16 protein-coding genes are annotated in these 17,431 nt (G+C 47.6%); 6 read left to right on the top strand and 10 right to left on the bottom strand.

Features of this window, described 5'->3' with window-relative positions:
• Positions 1–84: 84 nt before the first annotated feature.
• Positions 85–816: a helix-turn-helix transcriptional regulator gene (locus GQ51_RS05330; RefSeq protein ID WP_052177719.1), complete on the bottom strand. Its 732-nt coding sequence runs from the start codon at positions 814–816 to the stop codon at positions 85–87.
• On the bottom strand, positions 813–1,832 hold the full coding sequence (locus GQ51_RS05325) for a response regulator (RefSeq protein ID WP_052177718.1): 1,020 nt from the start codon (positions 1,830–1,832) through the stop codon (positions 813–815). The genes GQ51_RS05330 and GQ51_RS05325 overlap by 4 nt, the downstream gene beginning before the upstream one ends.
• Before the next feature lie 151 nt (positions 1,833–1,983).
• On the opposite strand from GQ51_RS05325, the gene GQ51_RS05320 reads away from it, so the two are divergent.
• The 5 genes from GQ51_RS05320 (at position 1,984) to GQ51_RS05300 (ending at position 8,295) form a co-directional block, all read left to right on the top strand.
• Positions 1,984–3,375 (top strand): class I SAM-dependent methyltransferase, encoded by a 1,392-nt coding sequence (locus tag GQ51_RS05320; protein ID WP_047550706.1) that lies wholly within the window; start codon positions 1,984–1,986, stop codon positions 3,373–3,375.
• Entirely contained in the window at positions 3,375–4,715 is a 1,341-nt protein-coding gene (locus tag GQ51_RS05315; protein ID WP_047550703.1) for a sensor histidine kinase, read from the top strand. The genes GQ51_RS05320 and GQ51_RS05315 overlap by 1 nt, the downstream gene beginning before the upstream one ends.
• Positions 4,715–5,854: a hybrid sensor histidine kinase/response regulator gene (locus tag GQ51_RS05310; protein WP_052177717.1), complete on the top strand. Its 1,140-nt coding sequence runs from the start codon at positions 4,715–4,717 to the stop codon at positions 5,852–5,854. Before GQ51_RS05315 ends, GQ51_RS05310 begins: the two co-directional genes overlap by 1 nt.
• Positions 5,855–5,918: 64 nt before the next feature.
• The gene (locus GQ51_RS05305) at positions 5,919–6,926 is read left to right on the top strand and encodes a response regulator (RefSeq protein ID WP_052177716.1); all 1,008 of its coding nucleotides are present in this window, start codon (positions 5,919–5,921) and stop codon (positions 6,924–6,926) included.
• Positions 6,927–6,930: 4 nt separating this feature from the next.
• Positions 6,931–8,295 carry an OmpP1/FadL family transporter gene (locus tag GQ51_RS05300; protein ID WP_081987097.1) on the top strand — a complete coding sequence of 455 codons (1,365 nt, stop codon included), beginning with the start codon at positions 6,931–6,933 and terminating at the stop codon, positions 8,293–8,295.
• Positions 8,296–8,352: 57 nt separating this feature from the next.
• Here GQ51_RS05300 and GQ51_RS05295 read toward each other — a convergent pair whose 3' ends face one another.
• The 7 genes from GQ51_RS05295 to GQ51_RS05265 all read right to left on the bottom strand — a co-directional run bounded on the left by GQ51_RS05295 (position 8,353) and on the right by GQ51_RS05265 (position 14,949).
• Entirely contained in the window at positions 8,353–8,907 is a 555-nt protein-coding gene (locus GQ51_RS05295) for a DUF6502 family protein (protein WP_152604118.1), read from the bottom strand.
• A gap of 310 nt (positions 8,908–9,217) precedes the next feature.
• The gene (gene pstB, locus GQ51_RS05290; RefSeq protein WP_047550700.1) at positions 9,218–9,997 is read right to left on the bottom strand and encodes a phosphate ABC transporter ATP-binding protein PstB; all 780 of its coding nucleotides are present in this window, start codon (positions 9,995–9,997) and stop codon (positions 9,218–9,220) included.
• A gap of 63 nt (positions 9,998–10,060) precedes the next feature.
• The gene (gene pstA, locus GQ51_RS05285) at positions 10,061–11,014 is read right to left on the bottom strand and encodes a phosphate ABC transporter permease PstA (RefSeq protein WP_047550697.1); all 954 of its coding nucleotides are present in this window, start codon (positions 11,012–11,014) and stop codon (positions 10,061–10,063) included.
• Positions 11,015–11,041: 27 nt separating this feature from the next.
• On the bottom strand, positions 11,042–12,007 hold the full coding sequence (pstC, locus tag GQ51_RS05280) for a phosphate ABC transporter permease subunit PstC (RefSeq protein WP_052177713.1): 966 nt from the start codon (positions 12,005–12,007) through the stop codon (positions 11,042–11,044).
• Between the two features lie 93 nt (positions 12,008–12,100).
• A complete protein-coding gene (locus tag GQ51_RS05275) occupies positions 12,101–13,096 on the bottom strand; it encodes a PstS family phosphate ABC transporter substrate-binding protein (RefSeq protein WP_047550694.1) in 996 nt (331 codons plus the stop codon).
• A 185-nt stretch (positions 13,097–13,281) separates the two neighbouring features.
• Positions 13,282–14,283 (bottom strand): inorganic phosphate transporter, encoded by a 1,002-nt coding sequence (locus GQ51_RS05270; RefSeq protein WP_047550691.1) that lies wholly within the window; start codon positions 14,281–14,283, stop codon positions 13,282–13,284.
• A 9-nt stretch (positions 14,284–14,292) separates the two neighbouring features.
• Positions 14,293–14,949, bottom strand: a complete 657-nt coding sequence (locus GQ51_RS05265; RefSeq protein WP_052177712.1) for a DUF47 domain-containing protein — start codon at positions 14,947–14,949, stop codon at positions 14,293–14,295.
• Between the two features lie 187 nt (positions 14,950–15,136).
• Between GQ51_RS05265 and arsC the strand changes: the two genes are divergently transcribed.
• A complete protein-coding gene (gene arsC, locus GQ51_RS05260) occupies positions 15,137–15,538 on the top strand; it encodes an arsenate reductase (glutaredoxin) (RefSeq protein ID WP_047553941.1) in 402 nt (133 codons plus the stop codon).
• Positions 15,539–15,569: 31 nt separating this feature from the next.
• Here arsC and nifA read toward each other — a convergent pair whose 3' ends face one another.
• Positions 15,570–17,174 carry a nif-specific transcriptional activator NifA gene (gene nifA, locus GQ51_RS05255; protein WP_047550685.1) on the bottom strand — a complete coding sequence of 535 codons (1,605 nt, stop codon included), beginning with the start codon at positions 17,172–17,174 and terminating at the stop codon, positions 15,570–15,572.
• Positions 17,175–17,431: the final 257 nt, after the last annotated feature.

Below are 17,431 nucleotides of genomic sequence, written 5' to 3'. Positions count from 1 at the left end.
GCCCGATGATTTTATCGGGCGTTTTTTATTGATGGCGCTGTCTTGCTGCCTCGACCGCTACTGTTGATTCTTAAAAGCCAGATTTTAGTCGTTCTCTGGGAAGATGAGCCCCAGTTGCATGGCTTTAACAATCGCCTGCTGGCGCGTGCTGACTTTAAATTTTTTGCGAATGTTGGAAAAATGGAAATTGACCGTCGCCTCCGTGCATTTGCAAACTACAGCCATATCCCACGATGATTTGCCTTCAGCCGCCAATTGCAGGCATTGCACTTCGCGCGGGGTGAGTAATGACTTTTCCGAAAGGTCATGGTTCTGTAGCTGCGTAAATTTCTTTGATGATTCAAATACATAATCGCGGATGAGTGCCCAGTCGGATAGTATCTCGTCCAGCTTCTGCTGTGATAGGGGTCTGGCAGTTTCCTTCATGGCCAGGTTCAGCATGGCAAACTCAGCGTGCGCTCCATGAACGGGAAAGGCGATTCCCCTGCTCAAGCCATAAGCCTGCGCTGTTTTATGCAATTGTATTTCCTGGCGGGATTTAAAGGTTTTCTGATCCCATATCAATGGCATGTTGCTATTGATGCAGTGCCTGGTAATCGGGTCTATGTTCCAGAATGTATCCTTGTACATTTTTAGCCATATCGGTTTGTAGTTGCTATAGATCAATGCCGATGCAAGCGGAGCCTGTTTGTTTGCATTGATGCTATAGAAAACCTGCGAAAAACCATAGCTATTCGCCAGCCGGAACAGGGTGTCTGACCAGATTCCATCCCGGTCACATCCCATCAGCTTGAATAATCTATCAAAATTTATCATTCTGTCTTATCTTTTTCACCGGCGTCAGCCAGGAACGCTGCGTATGAGTAAACGTCACCTTGCAGATAATGCACAGGGAACTCAAATACAGACCAGTAATAATTTTGCGCCCCTTTGCATAATTGCGATGGCCGACAGTAGCTCATCCATTTTTTGCGCATGCTGCTGTCGTATATGCCGTCACTATCAGAGAAAAAGGGAATCACCTGCTGCGCTTTTAAAGCCGCTAGAAGTTCTAGTGGTGCATTCTGGACCTGTGCCATTTCATAATGTGACATCAGGCTGGCTTCAGTTTCTATTACCATTAATTTGGCATTGCCATTGAAATCAATGAACAGGATGCCGGACGGATTGGGGAATAAGTAATGCTCTACGAACCCATAGTCCTGATATAGCTGTTCAACGAGTGAAGCGATAGCCGGGTCTGCCAGGAATGTGTAGGTGTGTCTTGTCAGCAAGTCTTTGAGCGTGCTCGTCTGCTCGGTAAAAAACACCTTTTTCAGTGAGTTGATTGCAAGTTCCAGGCGATGGATCGCGGCAGGGTCATTTTTCTTGATGAACTGGTCAATGAGCTTGTTGTTAAATGCATCGACGGCCACTCTTTCATCTGCCTGCCCCGTAAGCAGGATTTTCTTGCAGGGGATATTTTGCAGCGCTTCGCAAAGCTGCACGCCATTCATCTGCGGCATTGCGTAATCAACAACCAGCACCGCTGGAATGTCAAAACGCTGTTTGTTAAGTACCTCGCAGTAAATTTCATGCAGGTTGATTGCGGCATTGCGTCGTTCCAGGCATGAGGTTTCATCGTCGTAGCCTACCTGGATAGGATGCGCTATATCGGCCATGTAATGCTGGTACGTGCTTTTGATCCAATCAATCGCCGCTTTGGTATCTGTGAAGGTCTTGCAGGGAAATCTTGAATCCAGCTGGAATGTAATGCTGTCCAGATAACTCCGGCTGTCATCTATCAAAACTACCAATACTGGGTGCTGATAAATAGGTAAGAGTATGTTCATTGTCTTATCCGGCAAGTGTTGGCATTCGGTGAAAAAATTTATTGATAAATTAAATAGTTTGCTACAATGGAAAAAAATCCCGTTTGCATGGAAAATATTACCATATTAATTGGCGTTTCTATGGTAAATAAACGACAAAAGGCATCTTAACTTGTACTCACAATCACAAATTGATCCATTGATCATCTTCAAGAATACCGTGGGTGAATCCGTGCGCGGCACAATCGTCAAGCTGCAGAGGAAATCGCTGGTGATGGAGGTTTATAACCCTTATTCCATCGTACAAATCAGTGAGGTGTTGGGTGAGCTTACGATCAGAATCGGTAACAAGGTTGCCTATCTTGGTAAAGCCGTCGTCATCAGCTTAGTGAATACCGGCCTGACTGCCGTTGTGTCTGTGACGCTGATCGATGAATGGCAGGACTTGTATGACGTGGTGATCACACCGGGTGCAGTGGGTGAGGAGGCCAAAGCCTTCGTGCAGGACTGGAGCGAACGCTTTCAGATTCGGCGTGATTACCAGATAGCAGTGAATGAATTTCGGGCTTATCTATCTGATGTGTCGCGCTGGGTAGAGCAAGTTGATTTGACAGAAGCTTTGCCGAGGGATGATGGTCAGCTCAGAAGTGATGTTTTTTATGAGCTAGCCATTCCCTTGCTGGATAAGTTTAAGTTTTATTTTGGCAATTTTATGAATGAGGCATCGCTAGTTGATTCAGAGTTGGCTCCCGCCCACCGAGCATATGCGCAAGCCGCCTTACACCCTTTATTGTTAAGGGCCCCATTTGTTTTTCGTTCATTTACCAAACCATTAGGCTATGCAGGTGATTATGAGATGGTTAACCAAATGTTGAGGGATTCACGCGAAGGTCCCAGTACTTATTTTCAGATTGTGAATACGGGATTTTTAAAAACAGCGGTAGCGGCTGCACATTGTAATCGCATTGATATATTGGTGGATTTTCTAATACGTATAGCAGACTCTGCTAAAAAAGCCGGCCGGCCATTCCGTATATTGAATGTTGGCTGCGGCCCTGCAATAGAAATCCAGCGTTTTTTACAGCGCCATCCTAATCCTGAGTTCTTATCTTTTGATCTTGTTGACTTCAGCGAGGAAACTTTAGCCCGGACGCGCAGCATACTTACTGATATTGCAACAAAAGTAGGCAAGTCAATCATCATTAATTACATTCATGAATCTGTACATCAATTATTAAAGCGCAGTGTTGATAAGAGCGCGCAGGATGTGAGGGAATATGACGCCACCTATTGTGCCGGTTTGTTTGATTATTTCTCTGACAAAGTATGTTCAAGGCTCACTTTGCATTTCTCGGCCCGGACGCGCAGCAAAGGTCAGTTGCTCATCACAAATGTGCATTCCAGCAATCCTGACAAATATGGCATGGAGCATTTACTGGAGTGGTATCTGATTTACCGCGATGAGGCGCAGATGGAACGGCTCCTTCCCGAAGCTTCCACTGAACACAAAATTTATGTGGATGCCACTGGCGTCAATGTCTTTGCGGAGGCTACTGTTGCGTGATGGATTGGGATTCCGCAAAAGAAAAGAAATTATACGTTGGGTATAAAACCGCTCTTGCAGATGACCAATATCAAAGTAGTGAAGGTGGGGCGTATACAGCAATTGTCCTTATCTTGTTCGGAGTTGTTCTTGATTATATCTTGTACCCACAGTTATTAACTCTGTTTGTCGTTGGTCGGTTTATCTGTGTTGTTTTGATTTTCAGTGTGGTTGGTTTACTTAGAACCAGATGGGGCAAGAATAGGGGGCAGCAATTGGCTTTCACTTGGTTATTATTTCCCCAGATGCATATTTGCTGGATGATTTATATGGCTGACGGAGAGAATTCAATCTACTACATTGCATTAACCCTTGCGATATATGGTTCCGGCATAGTCATGACCTTTGGTATTTTGAAAAGTGTAATTTTAGGTGTGGCAACATATTCACTTTACTTTTTAGCTTGTGTGTTGCATTCGGGTGGCATTGGAAGTGTATTTGGAACTAATTCCATATTTTTAATCATGTCAGTTGCAATCGCAGCTTACTGCTCCTATTTTAATGAGCGCTCTCGTTTCACACTGTTCCGTCTTAAGTCAGAAGTTGCTGAAAAAAACATCCAGCTAGAAGAAACCAACAAAAGCCTGGCTGAAATCAAAGGCCAGATGCTGCAGCAGGAAAAAATGGCGTCTATCGGCACACTAGCCGCAGGCCTGCTGCATGAGGTCAATAACCCGGTCAATTACTGCCTGATGGCGGTCGGGGTGGCGATGGAAGACCCCATGGTTAAAACCAACGAGCCGCTTAAAGAGTGCCTGGTCGATGCGCAGCACGGCATGCAGCGTATTCAGCATATTGTTTCCGATCTTAAGATTTTCGCTTATCGCCCAAGTGAGGCTGAGCGCAGTGAAGCTGATTTCATGCTGGAGCGGGCTGTTAATTCCTCCCTGCGGCTGGTAGGGCATGAGACCAAGGGTATTGCGATTACGCGAGACATTCCCCAGGATAGCCTTGTGCACGGCGATGAGGCGGCTGTGGTTGGTGTATTGATTAATTTGTTCAGCAATGCCGCGCTTGCGCTGCGCAAGGTCAACCGCGCACAGCCGGGTATTCATGTATCTGCCGTATGGCATGCCGACCGGCTGCGTGTGACCGTGCAGGATAATGGACCCGGTATTGCACCTGAAAACCTGTCCCGCGTATTCGAACCATTCTTTACGACAAGAGCCGTGGGGCAAGGGCTGGGGCTGGGGCTGAGTATCAGCTATGGCGTCATCGCCCGGCATGGAGGCACCTTGCGCGCAGAGAGTGCTTTGGGTGAGTGGACAAGAATGATTTTTGATTTGCCGCGAGCAACATAATGAAAGCGTTGCCGACTTCTTACGATTTTAGTGCCATCTCTATCTTGTACGTAGATGATGAGCACATGGCACAAAAATACTTTCTGCGTTCAGTAGGCACTGAGTTTGATGTGTTGACCGCTTCCGGTGCGGATGAGGCCGTTGAAATACTGCGCGATAAATCTTTGAGCATCGGCATATTGGTCACCGATTACCGGATGCCGGGACGTGATGGCGGTGATCTGTTGTGCCAGATAGAGCGTGAGTTTCCGCATGTGATCCGTATTCTGGTGACCGCCTATGCAGACCGGGAAATGCTGCTGCACACCGTCAACTCGGGCGAGGTGTTCCGCATACTGGAAAAGCCACTGAATGTGGATGATGTCAAAAATACATTGCGGCAGGCTTATGCATTATCACGGGAGCGTACGACAAGGCAGCAAAGGCTGAGTGCCATGAATGAAACCCTTAATTTCCTTGCGCATGAACTCAATACGCCGCTAGCCTCGATTGTCAATTTCTCGCAAGGCATGCAAAGCCGCATGACGGATGCAAGCCGGTCTCAGCAGTCGGTGCCGGATATCTGCAAGGCGGCTTTGGCGATTAATGATAATGCGCAATACTGCCTGTCTTTGCTCCTGTCGTTTGTGAATTCCATTCACAGTATCAATCCGCACCTCAATTCTCATAGTGAAATGACGGCACACCAGATGGTGCTGTCCCTGCTTGACTCTTATCCGTTAACGCCGGAGCAGCACGCGGCAATCCATGTTGATATCCAGCAGGATTTCAAGGTGACGGCCTTACCCAACTGTGTTGCACTGGTTTTGTCCAGCATCTTGAGCAATGCCCTGCGAGCGCTGAAAGGGCATGCATCACCGCAAGTCATCTTCAGTATCCTGGTGGATGACAGTCCGCAGATTCGTATTGGCAATAATGGCCCGTGTATATCGCCGGAGATATTGGTGAATTTAATGGAAACCCCGATTACCACGCACGCAGACTCTGGTGGCAAGGGGTGGGGTATGGTCTTCTGCCGGCGCGTCATGCATTCTTTTGGCGGCAAGATCGCCATTTCATCTGCACCCGAATCCGGAACGGTGATTACGCTGGAATTTCCTGCTGCCAAAGGCAGATTAAAGCCATCCGGGCTGACCTGAAACTGAATATCTGATGCCCTGCAAATGTTAATGGCACTCAAATCAATAAAAATGGAGCAATAAAATGGAGCAAGCAATCAGTAATCAAGCTATCACTGCACCGCAGATATTATTCGTTGATGACGAAGCAACTGCCGTTAAATATTTCCAGAGAGCGATCAATTCGCTTGCACCGGTGGTGACCGGCAGTTCTGTAGAAGAAGGTAAGCGCTTGCTTGATGAACATGCATCAACACTTCTGGTATTGGTTTCAGATCAGCGCATGCCAGGTGGTTATGGTAATGAGCTGTTGCTTTATGCACGCACAAAATATCCGCATATCGTCCGCATTCTGACTACAGCTTATTCAGAGCTGGAGCAAACCGTCGAGGCCGTTAACCAGGGACAGATTCATCGTTATATTCAGAAACCATGGGAGATATCCGCGATTCGCATGGAGTTGAAACAGGCGCTGGATCTGGCAAATTTGCGCAAGGAACATGCACAGTTACTGCGTGAAAAAATGATGGTTTGGAAGAAACTCATTGTTTCGAACCGCATAGGCACCTTATATTCAATTTGTGCCAGCCTTGCGGCATCAACGGATGCGTTGCCTGTAGAGGCTTACCTGTCGACCGCTCAGGCGAAAGGGATTACTTTGCCTACCGAACCTGATTGGCATGCAATGGATTATTCGGACATTGTGAGTGTGGAATCGATTCGCAGCGGGAAGTTTGGCCATGCAGTGAAAACGCGCCTGGAGGAAATTAAAAAAAATCATCACAGCAGCCAGGCAACAGACGCACTCATGGTGCTGGCAGAGGTGTTAAAGGATAAGGTTCATCTCTCGGATAATGGTATTGCCGCTTTTAGTGATATGCAGAATTTTTCAGAGTTTCTGGAAGTACGCACCGATGCGGAAATTTCTACACAGCATGCATCATGGCTGGCGTTTCTGATCTGGCTGCATGACGCAAGGTATACATTGCGCCTTAAAAATCTGGAAACAGGCGTGCAGTTTTCTCTTGAACCTATCATGACAACAGATGCGCCTGCCAGCCTGGTGAGATGGATCGGGCAGCTTAGCCATTAGCATCATGAATAACCAAAGTTATTCCGCGAAGCCGTATGGCTATATTCCCCGGATACTGCTGGGAGTCTTGTTTGCAATCTCCACTGACATACATGCTGCCGGCTTTGCGCTGACGGAAAAAAGTGGCAGCAGTATAGGCAATGCATTTGCGGGTGCAGGTACGGCTGCGGAAGATGCCAGCACGATTCTTTCTAATCCGGCCGGATTATCACGGATACGTGGCACCCAGCTTGTGGTGGCAGGATATGCAATCAGGTCTTCTATTGATTTTCATGATCATGACTCGAGAACACTCATCGGCGCAGGCGTTGGTGATCCTCTTTTGTCCGGTGGCTCGGGCGGAGATGCTGGTGACCTGGCTTTTGTGCCGAATCTATACCTGGCTGCCGACGTCAATGATCATGTAAAAGCAGGGCTCGGTGTCCATTCTCCGTTTGGCCTTAAAACGGAATACGATAGCCGCTGGGTCGGGCGCTATGAGGCAATCAAGTCCGGTTTGAAAACCATCAATATCAATCCCGCCGTGTCTTTGCAAGTGAGCGACAGGCTTTCTTTAGGCTTCGGATTGAATGCGCAGTATATTGGTGCAGAATTGAGCAATGCTGTAGATTTTGGCTCTATCTGTGCCATGGCAGGCGTTGGCAGCTGTGCTGCGCCTCAGGCGCGTGATGGGTATCTTGCGCTAAAGGGTAAAGACTGGAGCTGGGGCTATAACCTTGGTATGCTGCTTGAGCCTGTGCCGGGGACGCGTCTTGGGCTTGCCTATCGGTCCAAAGTCGCCCACCATTTGAAGGGCGATGCTGAGTTTTCTAATGTACCGACTGAATTGGCAGGTTTGCCTGACTTGGCTAATGGGGCGATTAAAGCTGATATCACTTTGCCCGAAACGGCTTTAATCAGTGTCCTGCACCAGCTTAACGATCGCTGGAGCATCATGGGCGATGTGCTATGGACACGCTGGAGCCAATTTAACGAGTTACGGGTTGAACGCAATGACGGCGCGCTCCTGGGGCTGACTGCCGAGCACTGGCGCAATGTCAGGCGCTATGCTTTAGGTGCCACTTATCTATACAGTGATGCCTGGAAATTGCGTTTCGGTGTGGCTTATGATGAATCGCCGGTGCCGGAAATGTTTCGCACGCCGCGTGTTCCTGATCAAAACCGGTGGGTGTTGGGATTAGGCGCAAACTTTAAAGCCAGTGCCTCGGATAGCCTGGATATTGGCTATTTACATGTTTTTCTTAAGGATGCGTCACTTAACCTCAATCACCCGGTAGTCCCGGCGCAGCCTGCCATCACTCAAAGTCTCGCCGGTGGTTATGACAGTGATGTGGATGTATTAAGCCTGCAGTATACGCATGTATTTTAAGGCATGCGTATACTGAAAATACAGCCTCAACAGGTTTGATGCTGGCAGGTTTCAGCATTATGCCGCTTCTTTCCGCTTGACCAGCAGATTCTGGTTTGCCATATAGTCATTCGTTGCCAGTAAATGCACCATGCCATCATCCGTCAAGCTTACTACGCCGCTATTGATGCATTCATCCCATAAGGCACGTACATGAATGTCACGGGTTAATGTTTCGGCAAGCTCGGTAAATGACGTTGCATAACCTTTTTGCGGGTGGCGTGGTATCGGTTTTGGGGTGCCGTCCTTGCCGATGAGTTCCGGCGTTTCGAGCCAGACTGTAATGATTTGGGTAATCAAGCCATGCTGGCGGGCAAGTGTTTTGTTTTGAACCTGGCTAAGCAGGCGCCGCACATCTTTACGGTGTACCCCGGTAAGCAGCGAGATGCGGCTATCGGTTTGAGATTTCCCCGCAATGGTGAACTCACTTTCTGCGATTGAAACCAGTACCGTTTTGAATATTTCGGAGATCTGGCGGTAATCCAATCTGGAATTAATGCATTGCCGTGCCATGGGTTTGAGGTAATGCTCGATTTCAGTCATCGCTGAAGAGGATCTAGTGTCAATATACATTTTGGCCATTTCCTTTCTGAATCTGGATTGCTGGGACTGGTGATATTGTACATAACAAGCGCTTCTATCCTATAAACGGCTCCTCTAGCAAGTATCGGGAACCTTACTATCAGTAATGATAGGTGAAGTCAAAAAAGTAGGTTTTTTCCGTATTTTTAACGGTTTTTTATGCATGCGGATAGATTGAAACTTTTCGTAATCAAGCCGGGTTTTGGCTTGAGCGTATCATGGCATAGAGGGGTGTTTACCAATAAAAAAGCCAACGCTGGGTTGGCTTTTTGCTGGCTTTGTAAACAGGCTGTCAGGGGAGTTAGCCAAATTTACCGGTAATGTAATCTTCGGTTTCTTTGCGGGTTGGACGTGTGAAAATCATATCGGTATCGCCGTACTCAATCAGGTCGCCAAGATACATATAAGCTGTGTAATCTGAAATCCGGGCTGCCTGCTGCATGTTGTGAGTGACGACCAGGATCGTGAGTTTGGTGCGCAGTTCACTCATCAGTTCTTCGATGTTGGCAGTGGCAATCGGATCCAATGCCGAGGTTGGCTCATCAAAGAGCATGATTTCAGGGTCGGTTGCCAGTGCGCGGGCGATACATAAACGCTGCTGCTGACCGCCGGATAGGTTGAATGCCAGATCCTGCAGGCGGTCCTTTACTTCATTCCAGAGTGCGGCGCCTTTGAGGGCTTCTTCTACTTTGTCATCAAGCAGGCGTTTGTTGCTTTCACCGCGCACGCGCAAGCCATAGGCCACGTTCTCATAGATTGATTTCGGAAACGGGTTTGGTTTCTGGAATACCATACTGATGCGCATGCGCACCTCAATCGGGTCCACCCCTTTTTCCAGGATGTTGGTATTGTCCGGGTGCATGATGATCTGGCCGTCGTATTTGTTGCCGGGATATAAATCATGCATACGGTTAAAGCAGCGCAGGAATGTAGATTTTCCGCAGCCGGATGGACCAATCAATGCCGTAATCTTGTTTTCGTATAGCGGCATGTTGATGCCTTTTAAAGCTTGCGTACCATTGCTGTAATAAAAGTTCAGATCTTTTGATTCAGCTTTAATCGGGGTTATCGCGTTGATCATGTAGTTTCCTAAATTTACGATTTTTATATGTGCTGTTTTAATGTCGGGAATCGAAGTGCTTGATTACCATTTAATGTTTTTACGTATTTTGTAACGCAGCCAGATCGCTGTGCCGTTCATGAGCAATGTGACGATGATAATAATCGCACCGGTTGCTGCGGCATTGATGTGGAAGGCATGGTCAGGGCGTGACAGCCAGTTGAACATCTGGATCGGCAGCACCGTAAAGCTGGAACTAAGCCATTCAAAGTTAATGAAAGGCACTTCAGTCGTTACCGGTGAAGGCGGCAGGAATGCAATAAATGTGAGTGCGCCGATGGTAATGATAGGGGCTGTTTCACCCAGTGCGCGCGACATGCCGATGATGACACCGGTCAGTATGCCGCCCTGTGAGTATTTAACGACGTGGTCTTTTACTACCTGCCATTTCGTTGCACCTACCGCATAGGCAGCCTCGCGTATCGCTACCGGAATCGAGCGGATTGCCTCGCGTGTCGAGACGATGACGATCGGCAGAATCAGCAAGCCCAGCGTTAAACCTGCAGTCAGGATGCTTTGACCCAGGTTAAGGCCATAAACAAACAAGCCTAATGCGAGTAAACCGTAAATAATCGATGGTACGCCGGCCAGGTTGGAAACATTGATTTCAATCAGGTCTGAGAACCAGTTCTTGGGGGCGTATTCTTCGAGATAGAGGCCTGCTGCAACGCCGACAGGAACAGCCGTCAGGAAAGTAACCAGCATGACCAGCAGTGAACCTACCCATGCAGAAAGCAAGCCTGCACTACCGGCGCGGCGCGATGGAAAATCACTGAAGAACTGCAGGTTGAAACGCGGGTAGCCATCCATCACCAGGTCTACAAACAGCGTGAGCAGAGCCAGCAATCCGAACATGATGGCCACTAGACCGATGGTGGCAAACAGGATGTCATTACGTTTATGGCGCTTGATCATCGCGCGTACAGCACCCAGGTTCTCAATCACGGAGGCTTTTATTTTTGGTGTATTTGAATTCATATCTGATGTCCGTTTAGTGTTGCTGGATTAATACTGCTCACGGTATTTTTTACGCACTATATGGCCGAGGATGTTGAAGCCCAGTGTCATCGCAAATAAGACCAGTCCAGCTGCAAAAATACTCTGGTAGCCGATGCTTGCATGCGGCAAGTCACCCATTGCAACCTGTACGATATAGGCGGTAATGGTTGCGGCACCCTCTGTCGGGTCGAAAGTCAGGTTAGGCTGCTGTCCGGCGGCTACCGCCACTACCATGGTTTCACCCACGGCACGTGAAATACCCAGGATATATGCGGCAACAATGCCTGAAACCGCTGCCGGCGTCACTACGCGAATGGCGGTCTGGAAACGTGTTGCACCCATAGCATAAGAGCCTTCGCGCATGCTCATGGGTACTGCACGCATCGCATCTTCTGCGACTGATGCAATGTAAGGGATGATCATGATCCCCATCACAATACCGGCGCTTAGCATGTTGAAGCCCGGTAGTTCAGGGTAGAGTTTTTGTAAAATCGGTGTCACAAACAAGAGTGCGAAATAGCCGAATACAATGGTGGGCACGCCAACCAGTAATTCCAGAATCGGTTTCACGATTTCACGCGCACGGTGGGAAGCAAATTCTGAAAGGTAAATCGCTGCAACCGTACCGATTGGTATTGCAACAGCAAGTGCTACAGCAGATGTGGTCAGTGTGCCGGCTACCAATGGCATGATGCCATAGTGAGCATCTTCAAACAGCGGGGTCCACTCTTTGGCAGTAAAGAACTCAACAATCGAAACTGTCTTAAAAAAACCTAATGATTCGTATAAGAGAATCGCCACAATCGCAAATGTAGTGAAAACGGCAGATAGCGCGGCCAGCATCAGGACAAACTCAATAATGCGTTCCTTGAAATGCCGCTGCACATTCTTCGCCAGGCGTGGGCTTACCGTAGTCGACTCGGTCACTGCCGCGCTGTAATTTTTAGGTACTTTGTTTGCTGCACTTATCATAATTTAGACTTTTTATTGTAACGGCTTCTGGATTTTATTGCCGTTGAATAAGAAACAGGAGCAGCAACGGCTGCTCCTTGGCTCTGTTTTGACTTATTTGATTCTGTTGATCAGGTCTTTCACTTTAATGCCCACTTCGTTCTTGCCGCCAAAACCAGTGCCTGGTTTCATGGCCTTGAAGTGATCTTTTACCGCAACGTAATCTTCAGATGTCAGCGGTACGTATTTCACTTCTTTGACCAGCGCTGGAGCATGCTCAAGATAATAGTTTACGAATGCTTTTACTTCCGGTTTGAAAGCGGCGGCTGTCGCGTTCACATAAATAAAGATCGGACGTGATAACGGCTGGTATGTGCCATCCATTACCGTAGCTGCAGAAGGCAATACACCTGGGCCGCCTGCTTTGGCTGCAACTGGAACGGCTTTTAATTTATCTTTGTTTTCTTCGTAATAAGCTAAACCGAAGTACGCCATGCCGCCGGTGTTGCCGCTAACGCCTTGTACCAATACGTTGTCATCTTCTGATGGCGTGTAGTCTGTACGGCTGGCTTTTGATTTGCCATTGATGGCTTCAGTAAAGTAGTCAAAAGTACCTGATGCCGTACCTGGGCCATATAAACCCATTGGCTTGTCAGGATATGCGCTGTTGACCTGTTTCCAGCTCTTTACGTTTGAACCCGGTTGCCAGATTTTTTTCAATTCATCTACAGTCAGGCTTTTAACCCAGTCATTTTTTGCGTTTACAACTACGGTCAGCGCGTCAAAAGCGATAGGCAGTTCAATAAACTGGATGCCGGCTTCTTTACATGCGTCTATTTCTTTCTGGGCGATTGGGCGTGATGCATTTGAGATATCAGTTTCGCCGCGGCAGAATTTTTTGAAGCCGCCGCCGGTACCTGATTCGCCAACGGTCACTTTAACTTTTTGCGCTTTCTGGAACTCTTCGGCTACAGCTTCAGTAATTGGGTAGACAGTACTTGAACCGTCAATTTTGATGATTTTCTCTGCTGCAAATGCTGTATTGGCTACTGACAATGTAGTGCTTAATACGCCTGCAATTGTTAATGCTTTTAATAGGGTAGACCGCATTCCATGCTCCTTGTTGATATTCAGTACGTTATAAAACTGAATGCCATTTTATGAATGGAATATGACAAATTGATGACAAATTCTGAATTAGAAAAAAATAAAGGGGCTCATGAAGAGCCCCTGTCTGGATCGGCTTTAAAAACCAGGACCCGACTCGAGTCAGGCCGGTCTGCGCCGGGTGTGATTTACAGGAAAGTACGTCCCAGATGGTAAGACATCGCTGCTATCAGGCCTGCACATGGAATCGTCAGCACCCACGCCCATACAATGCGTGAAGCCAGGCCCCAGCGCACTGCGGAAGCGCGGCGCGATACGCCCACACCAACAATTGCGCCAGTGATCGTGTGCGTGGTTGATACCGGGATGCCAAGCGAAGTTGCCAGGAATAACGCAATCGAACCTGAAGTCTGGGCACAGAATGCACCGGTCGGACGCACTTTGGTAATGCCCATGCCCATGGTACGCACAATGCGCCAGCCACCCATCAGCGTACCCAGGCCCATCGCCAGCTGGCATGAAATGACAACCCAGAACGGTACATGGAAATCACCTTGCAGGTAGCCGTTGGCAAACAGCAGCACGGTAATGATACCCATGGTTTTCTGCGCATCGTTGGCGCCATGGCCCAGGCTGAACAGAGAGGACGAAATAAACTGCATTTTATTAAACCGGTTCTCGGTTTTATAAGGTGATGATCTTTGAAATAGCCACAGCACGATGACGGACAGTATCATCGCCAGCAGCATGCCGAATAAAGGGGAGAGTACGATCGCGACCCCGGTGGTGATCAGTTTGCTGCCGATGATAATGCCTTTGGTGCCCGCATGTGCGACACCTGCGCCAAGCAAGCCGCCGATAAGGGCGTGGGATGAGGATGACGGAATACCGAACCACCAGGTGATCACGTTCCAGGCAATGGCGCCGCTGAGTGCGCCGAATATCACGGCGTTGTTAACAATGTCTGGGTCGATAATGCCTTTGCCAACGGTGTCGGCGACATGCAGGCCAAAGAATAAAAACGCAATGAAGTTAAAAAAAGCGGCCCATGCCACCGCGGCTTGCGGGGTAAGCAGGCGCGTTGAAACCATCAGCGCAATAGAGTTGGCTGCATCGTGAAAGCCGTTCATAAAATCGAATATGAGGGCGACGATGACAAGCAACGCCATAATTAGAATAGCGTGATCCATGATTACCCCTTAAATACGCTCTAACACTACACCGTGAATGACGTCTGCAACGTCTTCACAGCTGTCGACAGCCTCTTCGAAAATATCGTAAAGCTCTTTTGAGCGGATCAAGGTGCGTGCGTCAGATTCCTCAGCAAACAGGCGGTGCATGCCGGCGCGCATTACGTGGTCGGCTTCGCCTTCGATGCCGCTGATCTCGGCACAGGTGCGCAGGATTTTTTCGGAATTTTTCATGTCGGACAGCATGCTCACGGCTTCACGTACTTTTTCTGAAGCGCGCAGCAGAATCTGGCTAAGCGCAACCATTTCCGGCGTAAATGCAGATTCACCGTAGATTTTCGCACTTTGCGGAATGTCTTCCATATAGTCAATGATGTCATCCAGCGCCATGGCCAGTTCACGGATCTCGCGGCGGTCAAACGGCGTGATGAAGGTTTTGTGCAGGGAGAGCAGGATCTCACGTGTGTATTCATCGGCTTCCGATTCGATCTTGCGGAGTTCGGCAAAATGCTCATCGAACTTTGTAGGATCTTTTACGGCTGACATCATGGCTAATACTTTTGAGCCTCTTACGACACAGTCTGCCAGACTGTTGAATAGCACAAAGTAATTGTCATTGCGCGGTGAAATCATTGCCATTAATCGGCCCAGTGTTGCATTCGCCATGATGCGGAATCTCCCTAATTGTTACAGATTTATTGCAAATAAAAATTTTCGTAAGTTTAACCGCCCAAGGTTAAATCTGCGAGTGATTATTGCTGATTAATTGAACTTATTTGCAGTTGTGTTGTTTTTTTGAGGTTAAAATCCGTACGGAATTTTGCTGTTCAAGCAATCAGAAAAGGACAAAATTATGAGCAATACCGTGATCTACCATAACCCTGCCTGCGGCACGTCACGCAACACGCTTGCCATGATACGTGCCAGCGGTATCGAACCGGAGGTCATTGAATACCTCAAAACCCCGCCAAGCCGTGAGCGCTTGCTGGAATTGATCTCGATGATGGGATGCACGGCGCGCGACATCCTGCGTGAAAAAGCTGCGCCTTACCAGGAACTTGGGTTGCACGATTTGAGTTTGACTGAAAACGCTTTGATCGACGCCATGATGCAGCATCCTGTGTTGATCAACCGCCCGATTGTCGTTACAGCCAAAGGCGCTAAATTATGCCGCCCGTCTGAACTGGTGCTGACAATCCTGGAGAATCCGGACATAGGCATTTTTACCAAAGAAGATGGTGGACTAGTGGGTTAGCATCGTAAAAATCTTGATGCGTTAATGTATTTTATAATTTTTTAATATCAATTTTGTATTTTTTAAGTGCGTATCCCATTTGGCGAGGTGTCAGGTTTAGTGAGCGAGCCGCTTTTGCCTGAACCCAGCCACTTTTTTCCATTGCGTTAATCATGCGCTGCCGTTCGTTTACAGGCAGGCTGTTTTGTACCTCATTGCTTGTAATACTGTGCTGTTGTATAGGATCTGTGCTATGTAATGCCGCAGTGGTTATTGGATATGGCTGATGTTTCCAAAGTATTGAAGACGGGCAATTGTTGGCTTGGCATGGGATATCTGAAGCTTGAATTAGATTGCTATGGGATAAGGTGCAAAAACGTGCCACGCAGTTTTCCAGTTCGCGTACATTGCCAGGCCATTGACAGTTCATGAGTATATGTAGTGCTTGAGGCGTGATTTCAATTTTTACGTTATTTTCTTTATTGAAACGTGCCAGTGTATTTTCAACCAGCAACGGAATGTCTTCTTGCCGCTCACGGAGTGGGGGCAGGTAAATTGAAATTACATTGATACGAAAATACAGGTCTGAACGAAACCCACCGCTACTGACCGCTTGCTCCAGATCGCGGTTGGTCGCACAAATCAGGCGAACATCTATCTTAATCGCATCATTGCCACCTACACGTTCAAATTCACGTTCCTGCAACACGCGCAGTAGTTTTACTTGAAAAGCAGGGGATATATCACCGATTTCATCCAGAAATAATGTACCGCCATGCGCTTGTTCAAAACGTCCTTTTCTGTGATGCAGCGCTCCGGTAAACGCGCCTTTCTCATGCCCAAACAATTCTGATTCCAGCAGACTTTCGGTAAGTGCCGCGCAGTTTAGTTTGATGAATGGCTTATTCTTACGCGGAGATAGAAAATGAATTGAACGTGCAATTACTTCCTTGCCGGTACCTGATTCCCCGCGCAGCAATATGGTGTTATTGCCGGGCGCTGCCATGTGTACATCAGTAAATACTTCCTGCATGCGTTTTGATTGACCAATGACACCATCCAGGCTGTATTTGTTTGCAAGGTCTTTTTGCAGGCGGTATTTTTCCTGCATCAGTTGATGCCGCTCGGTCGTGATTTTTTGATTAAGGCGTACAGTCTGGCCTATTAGATTGGCAGCCATGATCAATAATTGAAGTTTGGGTTGAAACTCCTTACAAACTTCTCCTTTTTCATACTGAAAAGAGAGTACGCCAATGCACTCTGTGCCGACTTTAATGGGTACGCCTAAAAAAGCGATAGATTTGCCTTCCAGTTGCCTGAATGCACCAGTTTTGTTCAGAAACAAGGGTTCATTAGCAACGTCGGGAATGACTGCTGGTATCGCATGCTGAAATATTTTTCCGGTAATGCCTTCGCCCATCTTGAATTCACCACGTTGCATTTCTTCGCGAGTTAAACCGGTAGAGGCAACTGTAGCCAATTGCCCGGAGGCCTGAATCAGGCACACCATGCCGCGAGTCATATTTAAATGGGCGGCGATTAGATTAAGCGTTTGCCTCAAGGTTTTATCCAGCGCAAGTGAAGTACTCAGTATCTTGCTTATTTCATAGATAGTTATCAACGCGATATGGTTGAAACCAGGCGATGGGTAAAACATTTCGATTGACCTTGCAAGTAATTGTATTGGTTTATTTAAGCAATATATATGCCGCGGCTTGAGGTTTGATCAATCATGTAAATTGCAGCATCGAAGGTGGCTATGAATAACAAGAATCACATTTTAATCATTGCATAAAATGCAAGTGTGTAACAAAGCCTACATAACAATGAAGTGATTGAGACAAGGTTGTTGCATAACCTACATATTTTGTATAGCTGCTATTTTAATTAATTATCTTGTTTTTCAATTGGTTA

This window comes from Methylotenera sp. G11 (assembly GCF_000799735.1).
Taxonomy (GTDB): domain Bacteria; phylum Pseudomonadota; class Gammaproteobacteria; order Burkholderiales; family Methylophilaceae; genus Methylotenera.
This window is presented reverse-complemented; position numbering and strand designations above follow the sequence as displayed.